We start from the raw sequence: 12,660 nt of genomic DNA, 5'->3' as shown, positions 1-12,660 counted from the left end.
GAGTGAATATTGATGGTATCAGCAACTCAAAAGACTAAAGAAACAATCGAAGCTCATGGTGGAGAATTAATTAATCGCCAAGTAACAGGTCAAGAAAGAGCAGAACTTATTGAAGCGGCACAATCATATCCTAAATTAACATTAAATCCTTGGAGTCTATCAGATTTAGAATTAATTGCAATTGGTGGTTTCAGTCCACTGACAGGATTTTTAGGGGAGAAAGATTATATCAGTGTCGTTGAAAATCTACGTCTAGAAAATGGACTTGTATGGAGTATTCCAATTACATTACCTGTTACTGAAGAAGAAGCAAACAACTATGAAATAGGTTCAGATATCGCTTTATATGGAGAAGACAATCATTTATATGGTGTGTTAAAGCTTGAAGAGAAATATACGTATGATAAAGCTAAAGAAGCTCAAAATGTATACGGCACAACAGATGTAGATCACCCAGGTGTGAAACGTGTATATGAAAAAGGTAATGTTTATTTAGCTGGTCCAATTCAATTAGTTGATCGACCAAAACATGATGAATTTAGTGATTTCCATTTAGATCCAAGTGAAACACGTGAATTATTTAAAGAATTAGGATGGAAAACAGTTGTAGGTTTCCAAACGAGAAACCCAGTTCATCGTGCGCATGAATATATTCAAAAAATAGCACTTGAATCAGTTGATGGATTATTATTAAATCCTTTAGTTGGTGAAACGAAGTCTGATGATATTTCAGCTGAAATAAGAATGGAAAGTTATCAAGTTATCTTGAAACATTATTATCCTGAAGAAAGAACACGTCTTGTTATTTATCCAGCAGCAATGAGATATGCTGGCCCACGTGAAGCCATTTTACATGCATTAGTACGTAAGAATTATGGCTGTACACACTTTATCGTCGGTCGTGACCATGCAGGTGTAGGTGATTACTATGGTACATATGACGCACAAGAATTAATTTCACAATATGAAGATGAAATTGGCATTCAAATCTTTAAATTTGAACATGCATTCTTCTGTACGGTTTGTGACAACATGACAACAGCTAAGACATGTCCTCATGATAAATCAAATCATGTTCATTTAAGTGGAACAAAAGTGAGAGAGAAACTTCGTAACGGTGAACAATTACCAAAAGAATTCTCAAGACCAGAAGTAGCAGAAGTATTAATTAAAGGTTTAAGACAAAATTAATTTCTTTAGGAGTGGAATAATGAGCGCGTCAACAAATATTACATGGCATGATTCTGAAGTAACAAAAGCACAAAGACAAGAACGTAACGGTCATAAAAGTGTTGTAATTTGGTTTACTGGATTATCAGGATCAGGTAAATCAACAATATCTGTAGCATTAGAAAAAGCATTATTTGAACAAAATATCACGTCATATCGTTTAGATGGAGATAACATTCGTCATGGATTAAACCAAAACCTTGGATTCAGTCCAGAAGATCGAAAAGAAAATATCCGTCGTATCGGTGAAGTCGGTAAATTAATGGTAGATGCTGGTGTTGTTACAATGACAGCATTCATCTCACCATATGAAGAAGACCGTAATACAGTTAGAGAAATACTTGAAGACGGTGAATTCATCGAAGTCTTCACTAAATGTAGTTTAGACGAGTGTGAATCAAGAGATCCAAAAGGACTGTATAAGAAAGCAAGAAGCGGTGAAATCAAAGAATTCACTGGCATAAATGCTCCATATGAAGAACCATCAAACCCTGAAATTGTCATCGATACAGAAAACGAAAGTGTAGAAGAATCTGTAGAGAAAATCGTTGCATACTTAAAAGAAAATCAATATTTATAAAGAAGAAGCTCACAACGCTAGCTAGTGTTGTGAGCTTTTTGTATTGTGGTGGAGTGCTTACGAACAAGTTTGTTGAGAAGTGTTCATAAGGGTGTTGTTACGAACAAGTTTAGTGAGAAGTGTTCATAAGAGCGTCAGTATTTACAATTTTTACGAGTTTTGTAAATAAAGCAGTCGTTATTAGCAGTTCTGGTCAAAGGTGCAAATACTGATACCGTTATTAGCAGTTTTGGCCAAAGGTGCAAATACTGATACTGTTATTAGCAGTTCTGGGCAAAGGTGCAAATACTGATACTGTTATTAGCAGTTCTGGCTAAAAGTGCAAATACTGATACCGTTATTAGCAGTTCTGGCCAAAGGTGCAAATACTGATACTGTTATTAGCAGTTCTGTCCAAAGGTGCAAATACTGATACCGTTATTAGCAGTTTTGGCCAAAGGTGTAAATACTGGTGCCAACTAAAAATAACAAAAGCGCGGGGTATGCATTGCTACCTCGCGCTTTTGTTTATTTGTCTTCTTGACTTGGTATTGGGAAATACTTATATATCTCTCCAGTTTTAATAGCGTTACTGATATTTGCTAACCATTCATAATATACTTTTGATTCTTCTAATTGTGTATGAATGGCGATTGCTTCTTCTTTAGTTTCTTCATCGACATCATCTGCGTCTATGATTTTTTGTAGCAAGATTTCTGCGTCTTTAACAGAATCCATATTAATAGAAATTTCTCGATCCCATTTTCTTGAGAAAAAGTTATTAAAGAAGATAAAGAAGTCTTTTTCAGCGATGAAATGTTGTTTTCTACTTCCTCTTGTAAATTGTTGTTTGACGATATCAAATTCTTGTAGTTTCTTAACACCAGCACTCATGCTTGGTTTGCTCATTTGAAGTTGCTCACGCATTTCATCTAGTGTCATACTACCTTCAAATACCATCGTCCCGTATAAATTTCCAACACTTCGATTAATACCATATAAATCCATCGTTTCTCCAATACCGTTAATCACGATGTCTTTAGCTTGGTCTAGTTGTTTTTTGTAGTTATCTGAACGTACCACTACATACACCTCCAATAGTTACCTTAATTGTACCATGAATCCTTTTACATTGTAGTTGCTTTTCCATTACTTGTCTATTTGAAATACCTATTAAAAACAAATCATAAATGAACTTTGGAAATTTGACGCCTTTCATAATTCTATGCTAACATAAAATCTGTAAAGTTCGTTAAATAAAAATTTAACAAAGTTAACGGAGGTATTTTGAATGGGATATATAGAGCATTTATCTAGACGTCAATTTATAAATGGTGAGTGGGTAGAAGCTTCTAATAAAGCGACTCGCGACATTGTGAATCCATATAATCAAGAAGTTGTGATTTCAGTAGCAGAAGGTACAGAAGAAGATGCTGAAAAAGCAATTTTAGCAGCTAGACAGTCATTTGAAGCTGGTGAATGGTCAGGTGAGACGACTGAAAATAGAAGTCGTAAAGTTAGAGAAATTGCAGATTTAATTAAAGAACATAAAGAAGAACTAGCGGAACTTGAAACATTAGATACTGGTAAGACATTAGAAGAATCATATGCAGATATGGATGATATTCATAATGTATTTATGTATTTTGCAGGTTTAGCAGGACATGATGGTGGTGAAATTATTGATTCCCCAATACCTCATTCAGAAAGTAAATTAGTAAAAGAACCTGTAGGCGTTGTAACGCAAATTACGCCGTGGAATTATCCGTTACTTCAAGCTTCATGGAAAATAGCACCTGCTCTTGTAACAGGTTGTTCGTTAGTTATGAAACCAAGTGAAATTACGCCATTAACTACAATTCGTGTATTTGAATTAATGGAACAAGTTGGATTTCCTAACGGTGTCATCAACCTTGTACTAGGTAAAGGTTCTGAAGTTGGTGAAGTATTAGCATCTCATAAAGAAGTCGATCTCGTTTCATTTACAGGTGGTATTCAAACAGGTAAGCATATTATGAAACGTGCAGCAGACAATGTAACGAATATTGCTTTAGAACTAGGTGGCAAGAATCCGAATATTATTTTCGATGATGCAGATTTTGATTTAGCGATTGATCAAGCATTAAATGGTGGCTATTTCCATGCCGGTCAAGTTTGTTCAGCTGGATCTCGAATTATCGTCCATAACGATATTAAAGATAAATTTGAAAAAGCTTTAGTTGAACGTGTTAATAAAATTAAAATCGGTAATGGTTTTGATGAAACAACTGAGATGGGACCATTAATTTCAGGAGAACACCGCGATAAAGTTGAAAAATATATAGAAGTTGCGAAAGAAGAAGGTACGACAATTGCTGCTGGTGGTAAACGACCAGACAGAGCAGACTTACAAGATGGTTTCTTCTTTGAACCAACTGTCATTACAAACTGTGATACATCTATGAGAATTGTACAAGAAGAAGTATTTGGACCTGTCGTAACAATTGAAGGATTCTCTAATGAACAAGAAGCGATTGAATTAGCAAATGATTCTATTTATGGACTCGCGGGCGGCGTATTTACACAAGATATCGCTAAAGCTAATCGTGTGGCTAATAAATTGAAAATGGGTACAGTTTGGATTAATGACTTCCATCCATATTTTGCACAAGCACCATGGGGTGGATATAAACAATCTGGTATTGGTAGAGAGTTAGGTAAAGAAGGATTAGAAGAATATTTAATTTCTAAACATATTTATACAAATATTCAACCTGAGCCAGTGAATTGGTTTAGTAAATAAATACAACAAAGAAGAACGAGTATATAGGAGGATTTTGAGATGAAGCAATCTTATGATTATATAATTATTGGAGGCGGAAGTGCCGGATCTGTATTAGGTAATCGTTTAAGTGAAGATAAAGATAAGACCGTATTAGTATTAGAAGCGGGTAGAAGTGACTATCCATGGGATTTGTTAATTCAAATGCCAGCAGCACTTATGTATCCATCGGGTAATCGTTTCTATGACTGGAAATATGAAACAGATGGCGAACCTCATATGGGCGGTAGAAAAGTAGCACATACAAGAGGTAAAGTACTCGGTGGTTCAAGTTCAATCAATGGTATGATTTATCAACGAGGAAACCCAATGGACTATGAAGGTTGGGGAGAACCTGAAGGCATGGAAACATGGAAGTTTGCGAATTGTTTACCATACTTTAAACGATTAGAAAAAACTTTTGGAGCAGATAAATCAGATCAATATCGTGGTCACAATGGTCCGATTAAATTGAGAAGAGGACCAGCAACAAATCCATTATTCCAAGCTTTCTTTGAAGCGGGTGTTCAAGCTGGATACAATAAGACACCTGATGTAAATGGTTTTAGACAAGAAGGATTTGGACCATTTGATAGCCAAATTCATAATGGTCGACGTGTTTCAGCATCAATTGCTTATTTAAGACCAGCTATGAAACGTAAGAACTTAACTGTTCAAACAAGAGCTTTTGTTACAGAAATCAATTATGAAGGTAGACGAGCAACGGGTGTAACATTCAAGAAAAATGGTAAGACACATACAGTTGCTGCAGGAGAAGTTATTCTATCAGGTGGTGCGTTCAATACGCCACAATTACTTCAACTTTCTGGAATTGGTGACTCTGAACATTTAAATTCATTAGGTATAGAGACACGTGTACACTTGCCAGGTGTAGGTGAAAACTTTGAAGACCACTTAGAAGTATATGTACAACATGCATCTTCTAAACCAGTATCTGAGCAGCCAAGTTTAAATAAATTTAGAATGCCTTTTATCGGATTACAATGGATCTTCGGTAGAAAAGGACCAGCAGCAAGTAACCACTTTGAAGGTGGAGGATTTGTAAGATCTAATGATAAAGTTGATTATCCAAACTTAATGTTCCACTTCTTACCATTAGCAGTACGTTATGATGGTCAAAAAGCAGATACAAAACATGGTTTCCAAGTACATATCGGACCAATGTATTCTAACTCTAGAGGTAGCTTGAAGATTAAATCTAAAGATCCATTTGAAAAACCTAAATTTGTCTTTAATTATTTATCTACAAAAGAAGACGAACAAGAATGGGTAGAAGCAATTAGAGTTGCAAGAAATATCTTGAAACAACCAGCTTTAGCACCATACAACGATGGAGAAATATCTCCAGGACCTTCAGTACAAACAGATGAAGAAATTTTAGAGTGGGTTAAAAAAGATGCAGAAACAGCACTTCACCCATCATGTAGTGCGAAAATGGGACCAGCATCAGATCCAATGGCTGTAGTTGACCCATTAACAATGAAAGTACACGGTATGGAGAACTTGAGAGTAGTTGATGCATCAGCAATGCCACGTACAACAAACGGTAATATACATGCACCAGTATTGATGCTAGCAGAAAAAGCAGCAGACATCATTCGTGGTAAAAAACCATTAGAACCAGAAGAAATAGATTACTATAAACACGGCGTCCACCCTAAAGACGCAGGTGTTGTGAAATAATAGGAAAAATAAGAAGGCTGAGACAGAAATTGTCTCAGCCTTTAGTTGTTATATGGGGATGCGCTAGCTACCATAATTCTGAATAGTGGTAATAAGAACGCGCTAACTACCATAATTCGGAATAGTGGTAATAAGAAAGCTCTAACTGCCATAATTCTGAAAAGTGGTAATAAGAACACGCTAACTACCATAATTCGGAATAGTGGTAATAAGAAAGCTCTAACTACCATAATTCCGAATAATGGTAATAAGAAGTCGCTAACGACCATAATTCCGAAAAGTGGTAATAAGAGATGAGTATCTAAGGGACATTATTCCGAATTGTGTCTCTAACAGCATGTCTAAAGGACATTATTCCGAATTGTGTCTCTAACAGCATGTCTAAAGGACATTATTCCGAATTGTGTCTCTAACAGCGTGTCTAAGGGACATTACTCAGAATTGTGTCCCTAACAGTGTGTCTAAGGGACATTATTCCGAATTGTGTCTCTAACAGCACCGCTTACGGACATTTCCCCGAATTCTGTCCTAATTGTTATTTATTTAAGTGTCTATATAATGTTGCTCTGCTAATGTTTGTCGCTTCTTTAATTTCTTCTAAAGTATATTTCTTAGAATGGTACATCTCGATGGCATTTTTTAAATTAAGATCATTTCGCTTTGGTCTTCCGATAGTCTTACCTTCTGTTTTGGCTTTTGCGATACCAGACTTAGTTCTGAACTTAATCATATCGCTTTGAAACTGATTAAGTAGATTTAAAAATTTATTAAAATTCATTTGTTCGTGCTGACTAATTGTTATTTGAGCATTAATAATATGAATGTCCACATTGATTTCCTGGGCAATTGTAATGAGTTCTTCTAATTGGTATGAGGTATCTGCAAGAATACATAAATCAGTTATGTATAATTTATCCCCGCTTTGTAATTTACTATAAAATAAAGTATTTAATTCTTTTCTGATTTCAGTTTGTGCATGAGATTCTTCAATAATTGTTAACGAAAATTTGCTTAACTTTGAATGTTGTTCAGCGACTGTATCATATAATTCGATTGGTCTAATATAACCATAATTCATAAATTTCACCTCAATAGTTTCATAAATGTATACATATGAAACTCTTTTGTTTATAATAGCACTATTGAAAATATATAAAATAGGAGTATGTATAATGTTTAAATCTTATATAGAAGAATGGCTTTCTAATCCAGGGAAAAATTTACTAGCTGGTATTGTTGTAGCGCTAGTACTTATTCCTGAAGCCATTGCATTTTCTATAATTGCAGGAGTAGATCCAATGGTAGGATTGTACGCTGCTTTTATTATTGCTACGACAACTTCAATAGTAGGTGGTAGACCTGCTATGATATCTGGAGCTGCAGGAGCTGTTGCGCTTATTGTAACACCTTTAGTTAGAGAACACGGTGTCGATTATTTATTTGCAGCAACGATACTCATGGGTATTATACAGTTATTATTAGGAATTCTCAAAATTGGTAGACTCATGAAGTTTATACCAAGGTCAGTCATGATTGGATTTGTAAATGCCTTAGCGATTATGATTTTTATGTCTCAACTTGAGCATATATTTGGTATTTCAATAAGTACATATATTTATATAGCTATTACATTACTTATTGTTTATATTGTACCAAAATATTTCAAAGCCATTCCTGCACCACTTATCGCAATTATTTTATTAACAACGCTATATATGGTAACAGGTTCTAACGTAAGAACAGTTGGCGATTTAGGTACGATAACGAGAGCATTTCCGAATTTCTTAATACCACAAGTTCCTTTTAACTTAGAGACATTAACTATCATTTTGCCGTATTCTTTATCAATGGCAATTGTAGGATTAGTAGAAAGTTTATTAACGGCTAAAATTGTCGATGAAGCAACAGATTCTCATAGTAATAAAAATAAAGAATCTAGAGGTCAAGGTATTGCCAATATTATCACTGGGCTATTTGGAGGAATGGGTGGCTGTGCCATGATTGGTCAATCTGTCATCAATGTAAAATCAGGTGCAACAAGTAGATTATCAACATTTACAGCGGGTGTCTTCTTAATCATTCTCATCCTATTATTAGGAGATATAGTTGTACAAATCCCTATGCCAATTTTAGCGGGTATTATGGTGATGGTATCTATTAGTACATTTGATTGGAAATCATTTAAGTACGTTAAGCAAGCGCCAAGAACAGATGCTGTCGTTATGATTTTGACAGTGATCATCGTGTTATTTACACATAACTTAGCAATAGGCGTTATTGTCGGTGTTATATTTAGTTCTTTATTCTTTGCTACTAAAATATCAAATGTTCATGTTCATCAAACAATAGAAAATCATTTTTATAAATATGCATTCACCGGACAAATATTCTTTGTTTCAATAGATTCAATGATGAATCAGCTAGACTTTTCAATTGAAAATAGTCAGATTGAATTAGACTTTACACACGCACATTTATGGGATGACTCAGCAGTCAATGCAATCGATTCAATGGTGAAAAAATTCGAAGATAAAAACAATACAGTATTTGTTAAACAATTAAATACAGATAGTAGGAAAATTATTTCCGAACTAAGTCAGCTCAATGAAACACATTTAACATAAGATTGGAAATTTTATTTAACCCCAATACAAAAAAGGCTCGGACACTAATAAATTGTCCAAGCCTTTTGTTTTGTTATTAATTTTTATTGACTGATGCGTCATAGATTGAATCTACTGCGTCTTGTAGTCCGCTATTAAATTCTTCTGCTGATTGTCCAGCGAATAGGTCAGTTACTAATGCACGTGAGAAACTTGCGATAAGTCCGTCATTTTCTTTAAGTAATTCATTTGCTTTTTCTCTTGAGTAACCGCCTGATAATGCAACGACACGAACAACGTTAGGGTGTTCGATTAATGATTTATATTGGTTTGCTTTTGTTGGAATTGTTAATTTCAACATAACGTATTGATCGTCGTTTAATTTATCTAATTCTTTCGCGATTTCTTCTTTTAAGATATCTTCAATTTCTTCTTTATCTTTAGCATTAATGTTCACTTCTGGTTCGATAATTGGAACTAATCCTGCTTCGATAATTTGTTTACCAATTTCAAATTGTTGTTCTACAACTTTAGCAATAGCTTCTTGATTTGCTTCAAGAATATTTGAACGCATTTTTGTACCGAATACATTACGTTCTTTTGCACGTTGTAATAACTCATCTAAACCAGGAATGACTTTCATTAACTGAACGCCATTTTCTTCATCTGCTAAACCTTTGTCTACTTTTAAGAAAGGAACGATACCTTTTGAAGCTAAGTAGTCAGAAGTATATTGACCTTCAACTTCACGATCCATCGTTTGTTCAAATAAAATAGCACCTAATATTTTTTCAGAAGTAAAGGCTGGAGATGTTACGATACGAGTTCTCATTTCATGAACAAGTGTAAACATTTCATCTTCATTGCTATATTGATTTTCATCAATACCATAATCTTTAAGAGCTTTTGGAGTACTACCACCACTTTGATCTAGTGCAGCTATAAAACCTTTACCATTTTTTATTTTTTCAAATTGTTCTTGGTTCATTTTTTCCACTCCTTTAGATATTTTCACTTATAGTATGATGATTTTTACCATTTATCGCAAGTTATTCAACTTTTAATGGTTTTTTTAAGAGAGAAAATGCTCAATAAATATGTCGAATTTAAGAAGATTGACGCATGATTATTTCATAAAAAGCTTATACGCATTATGATGTACATTAGGGAGGATTCTCAATGAATAAAAAATCAGCAATATTATTAATAGGTGGCTTAGCTATTGTAGCTTTAGCAGTCGCAGCTTTATTATTATTTTCAACGCAAAAAAGTACATACTACGGGTATATGGAGAATAGTACAACTGCAGAAAAAGTAGTCAGTGAGAAAAATAATGAAGTTACGGAAAATATCAAAATCGAATCAACAAGTGATTTCAAACCTAAAAAAGGTGATTTTGTAAAATTAATTTCAAACGATAACGGCAAAACATTTTATAAAAAAGAAGTCGTCAAACATGATGACATACCACATGGTTTAATGATGAAAATACATGATATGGAAATGTAAGAAATATAAAGTCTGAGGCAAATGCTAATGTCTCGGACTTTTACTATTTTATTTAATAGATACATATAGTAAAATTACATTTAACTTCTATAGAATGTGGGTGGTTAAAGTGATGTTAATCAGAAATAAACAAGAATCAGATGTTGAAGCGATTGCTAAGGTTCATTATGAGTCTTGGTTAACGACATATAGAGGAATTGTTCCAGATAGTTATTTGGATCAATTAACGTTAGCGTCATATATTGAAAGACACCATAAATTTAATGCGCCGTGTATAGTTGCAGAGGTTGATGGAGAAGTGATTGGATTTCTAATGTATGGTAATGACAAAGATGAAGATACAAGTGATACATGTGGTGAAATTATGGTCATTTACTTACTTGAAGCATATCAACACCAAGGAATAGGCACACGTTTGATGCAAGAAGCGGAAAAACAAATGAAGGATAAATATGATGAATTAAGTCTTTGGGTTTTTGAAGATAATCATCCTACGATTAAATTTTATGAAAAACATGGCTTTAAAAAAGATGGTAAATCTGAAATAAGCGATGTTAGTAAAGAATTAAAAGAAGTAAGAATGATGAAAAGAATATGATACATATGGAATTGTGTTTTACGTGAAACGGGCAGATGTTTGGTCATCTGCTCGTTTATTTTTTTAGAAATATTAATTACTTATTCAATTTATTTAGGTTTTCAGAATAGATTTTTAAACAAATCAAAAATTATTCTAAAAAATATGATTAGTATTATTATACTAGGGTAACATATCAAGAAAGGAGGAATTAAATATGAGTAAAATAACAGATTCATTCTTAAATGCTTTAGATAGCATTATAGCATTCATACCAAACTTAATTAGTGCAATTATCTTATTAATTGTCGCTTGGTTAATTGCAGTAATTGTTAAAACAGTTATTGTGAAAGGTTTAAACGCAGTTGGTTTTGAAAAATGGCTAGAGAAAAAGGGGCTAACTGAATCAGGAAGTGGCAAATCAGGGTCTGAAGGCTTAATTCAGACATTTGGTAAATTAGCTTACTTCATTATATTCTTACTATTCTTACCATCAGTGTTTGATGCATTAAATATGACTTCTGTATCAACACCAATTAAGAACATGATGGGTAGTGTATTAGACTTCTTACCTAGAATTATTGTTGCGATTGTTATATTAGTTGTTGGTTTATTTATCGCAAAAGTATTGGGTACATTAGTTAAAAACTTATTAACAAATTTAAATGTTAGTAAATATAATCACTATGTAAACTTTGGTGAGAATAAAGAAAGTATTGATATTCCTTCAGCTGCAGGCTGGGTAATTTCAACAATCATTGGTTTATTCTTTGTTGTTGAATCATTAAATACAGTTAATTTAGAAGTGTTAAATACAATTGGTGAAGCAATTATTGGATACTTACCATTAGTAATTTCAGCAGCAATTATCTTATTAATTGGTTTCATTGGTGGTAACTTACTATCTAAATTAATTAAAAAATCTACAGGTAACGTATTCGTATCTGAAATCGTTAAATATTTAGTAATCATCGTTTCAGTATTTATGACATTAGATCAATTAAACTTTGCTCAAAGCATTGTTAATGTAGCATTCTTACTAATCTTAGGTGCTGTAGCAGTAGCATTTGCTATCTCATTCGGTATCGGTGGTAAGTCATTTGCAGAAAAAACATTATCAAAAATTGAACGTAAAGCTGAATCAAATGACAAATAAAAGATGATTCGAAAAAGCTGAGACATCCGTGTCTCAGCTTTTTTTGTGGATATATATAATGGGTGAGTGAAGGTAAGCGATGAGTCAAGTCATGGCTTAAGTAGTGAATAAAGCCAAGAGATAGTCCAAGTCGTGGCTTAAGTCCTGAATAAAGCCAAGAGATAGTCCAAGTCGTGGCTTAAGTCCTGAATAAAGCCAAGAGATAGTCCAAGTCTTGGCTTAAGTCCTGAATAAAGCCAAGAGATCGTTGAAGTCATAGCTTAAGTCCTGAATAAAGCCAAGAGATCGTCAAAGTCTTGGCTTAAGTAGTGAATAAAGCCAAGAGATGGCTGAAGTCATGGCTTAAGTCCTGAATAAAGCTAAGAGATAGCTCAAGTCATGGCTTAACGCCTGAATAAAGCCAAGAGAAAGCTGAAGTCATGGCTTAAGTGCTGAATAAAGCCAAGAGAAAGCTGAAGTCATGGCTTAAGTGCTGAATAAAGCCAAGAGATAGCTCAAGTCTTGGCTTAAGTGCTGAATAAA

General features: G+C 33.9%; 11 protein-coding genes. 8 read left to right on the top strand and 3 right to left on the bottom strand.

Going from position 1 to position 12,660, the window contains the following annotated elements; all coding sequences use genetic code 11:
- The first annotated feature begins 12 nt into the window (after positions 1–12).
- Complete coding sequence (gene sat / locus LQ673_RS04180; RefSeq protein WP_159316000.1) at positions 13–1,191, top strand: sulfate adenylyltransferase; 1,179 nt, start codon at positions 13–15, stop codon at positions 1,189–1,191.
- Between the two features lie 19 nt (positions 1,192–1,210).
- On the top strand, positions 1,211–1,810 hold the full coding sequence (gene cysC / locus LQ673_RS04175; RefSeq protein WP_037590188.1) for an adenylyl-sulfate kinase: 600 nt from the start codon (positions 1,211–1,213) through the stop codon (positions 1,808–1,810).
- Positions 1,811–2,317: 507 nt separating this feature from the next.
- Here the strand turns inward: cysC and cudC are convergent.
- On the bottom strand, positions 2,318–2,872 hold the full coding sequence (gene cudC / locus LQ673_RS04170; protein WP_037590187.1) for a choline uptake/conversion transcriptional regulator CudC: 555 nt from the start codon (positions 2,870–2,872) through the stop codon (positions 2,318–2,320).
- 208 nt (positions 2,873–3,080) lie between these two features.
- On the opposite strand from cudC, the gene betB reads away from it, so the two are divergent.
- Both betB and betA read left to right on the top strand, forming a co-directional pair.
- On the top strand, positions 3,081–4,571 hold the full coding sequence (betB, locus tag LQ673_RS04165) for a betaine-aldehyde dehydrogenase (RefSeq protein ID WP_191836302.1): 1,491 nt from the start codon (positions 3,081–3,083) through the stop codon (positions 4,569–4,571).
- Positions 4,572–4,610: 39 nt separating this feature from the next.
- Positions 4,611–6,293 (top strand): choline dehydrogenase, encoded by a 1,683-nt coding sequence (betA, locus tag LQ673_RS04160; protein WP_159315997.1) that lies wholly within the window; start codon positions 4,611–4,613, stop codon positions 6,291–6,293.
- Between the two features lie 535 nt (positions 6,294–6,828).
- Here betA and LQ673_RS04155 read toward each other — a convergent pair.
- The gene (locus LQ673_RS04155; protein WP_191836303.1) at positions 6,829–7,371 is read right to left on the bottom strand and encodes a recombinase family protein; all 543 of its coding nucleotides are present in this window, start codon (positions 7,369–7,371) and stop codon (positions 6,829–6,831) included.
- Positions 7,372–7,465: 94 nt separating this feature from the next.
- On the opposite strand from LQ673_RS04155, the gene LQ673_RS04150 reads away from it, so the two are divergent.
- Positions 7,466–8,917 carry a SulP family inorganic anion transporter gene (locus LQ673_RS04150; RefSeq protein ID WP_239705851.1) on the top strand — a complete coding sequence of 484 codons (1,452 nt, stop codon included), beginning with the start codon at positions 7,466–7,468 and terminating at the stop codon, positions 8,915–8,917.
- Positions 8,918–8,993: 76 nt separating this feature from the next.
- On the opposite strand, the gene LQ673_RS04145 is transcribed toward LQ673_RS04150, so the two are convergent.
- On the bottom strand, positions 8,994–9,884 hold the full coding sequence (locus LQ673_RS04145; protein ID WP_159315980.1) for a fructose bisphosphate aldolase: 891 nt from the start codon (positions 9,882–9,884) through the stop codon (positions 8,994–8,996).
- Positions 9,885–10,075: 191 nt separating this feature from the next.
- On the opposite strand from LQ673_RS04145, the gene LQ673_RS04140 reads away from it, so the two are divergent.
- From LQ673_RS04140 to LQ673_RS04130, 3 genes are all read left to right on the top strand, one after another.
- The gene (locus tag LQ673_RS04140; RefSeq protein WP_025907313.1) at positions 10,076–10,405 is read left to right on the top strand and encodes a DUF4889 domain-containing protein; all 330 of its coding nucleotides are present in this window, start codon (positions 10,076–10,078) and stop codon (positions 10,403–10,405) included.
- Between the two features lie 112 nt (positions 10,406–10,517).
- Positions 10,518–11,003 (top strand): GNAT family N-acetyltransferase, encoded by a 486-nt coding sequence (locus LQ673_RS04135; RefSeq protein ID WP_037590176.1) that lies wholly within the window; start codon positions 10,518–10,520, stop codon positions 11,001–11,003.
- A gap of 196 nt (positions 11,004–11,199) precedes the next feature.
- The gene (locus LQ673_RS04130) at positions 11,200–12,138 is read left to right on the top strand and encodes a mechanosensitive ion channel (RefSeq protein WP_025907316.1); all 939 of its coding nucleotides are present in this window, start codon (positions 11,200–11,202) and stop codon (positions 12,136–12,138) included.
- Positions 12,139–12,660 lie beyond the last annotated feature (522 nt).

Origin of the sequence: Mammaliicoccus sp. O-M54 (assembly GCF_022386035.1) — a bacterium.
Taxonomy (GTDB): domain Bacteria; phylum Bacillota; class Bacilli; order Staphylococcales; family Staphylococcaceae; genus Mammaliicoccus; species Mammaliicoccus sciuri_A.
Note: the sequence above shows the minus strand (reverse complement) of the source record. Positions and strands in the feature narration are given on the sequence as shown.

Coding starts and splice junctions, on each gene's coding strand:
- sat (WP_159316000.1), top strand. CDS start 13: ATGGTATCAGCAACTCAAAAGACTAAAGAAACAATCGAAGCTCATGGT.
- cysC (WP_037590188.1), top strand. CDS start 1,211: ATGAGCGCGTCAACAAATATTACATGGCATGATTCTGAAGTAACAAAA.
- betB (WP_191836302.1), top strand. CDS start 3,081: ATGGGATATATAGAGCATTTATCTAGACGTCAATTTATAAATGGTGAG.
- betA (WP_159315997.1), top strand. CDS start 4,611: ATGAAGCAATCTTATGATTATATAATTATTGGAGGCGGAAGTGCCGGA.
- LQ673_RS04155 (WP_191836303.1), bottom strand. CDS start 7,371: ATGAATTATGGTTATATTAGACCAATCGAATTATATGATACAGTCGCT.
- LQ673_RS04150 (WP_239705851.1), top strand. CDS start 7,466: ATGTTTAAATCTTATATAGAAGAATGGCTTTCTAATCCAGGGAAAAAT.
- LQ673_RS04145 (WP_159315980.1), bottom strand. CDS start 9,884: ATGAACCAAGAACAATTTGAAAAAATAAAAAATGGTAAAGGTTTTATA.
- LQ673_RS04140 (WP_025907313.1), top strand. CDS start 10,076: ATGAATAAAAAATCAGCAATATTATTAATAGGTGGCTTAGCTATTGTA.
- LQ673_RS04135 (WP_037590176.1), top strand. CDS start 10,518: ATGTTAATCAGAAATAAACAAGAATCAGATGTTGAAGCGATTGCTAAG.
- LQ673_RS04130 (WP_025907316.1), top strand. CDS start 11,200: ATGAGTAAAATAACAGATTCATTCTTAAATGCTTTAGATAGCATTATA.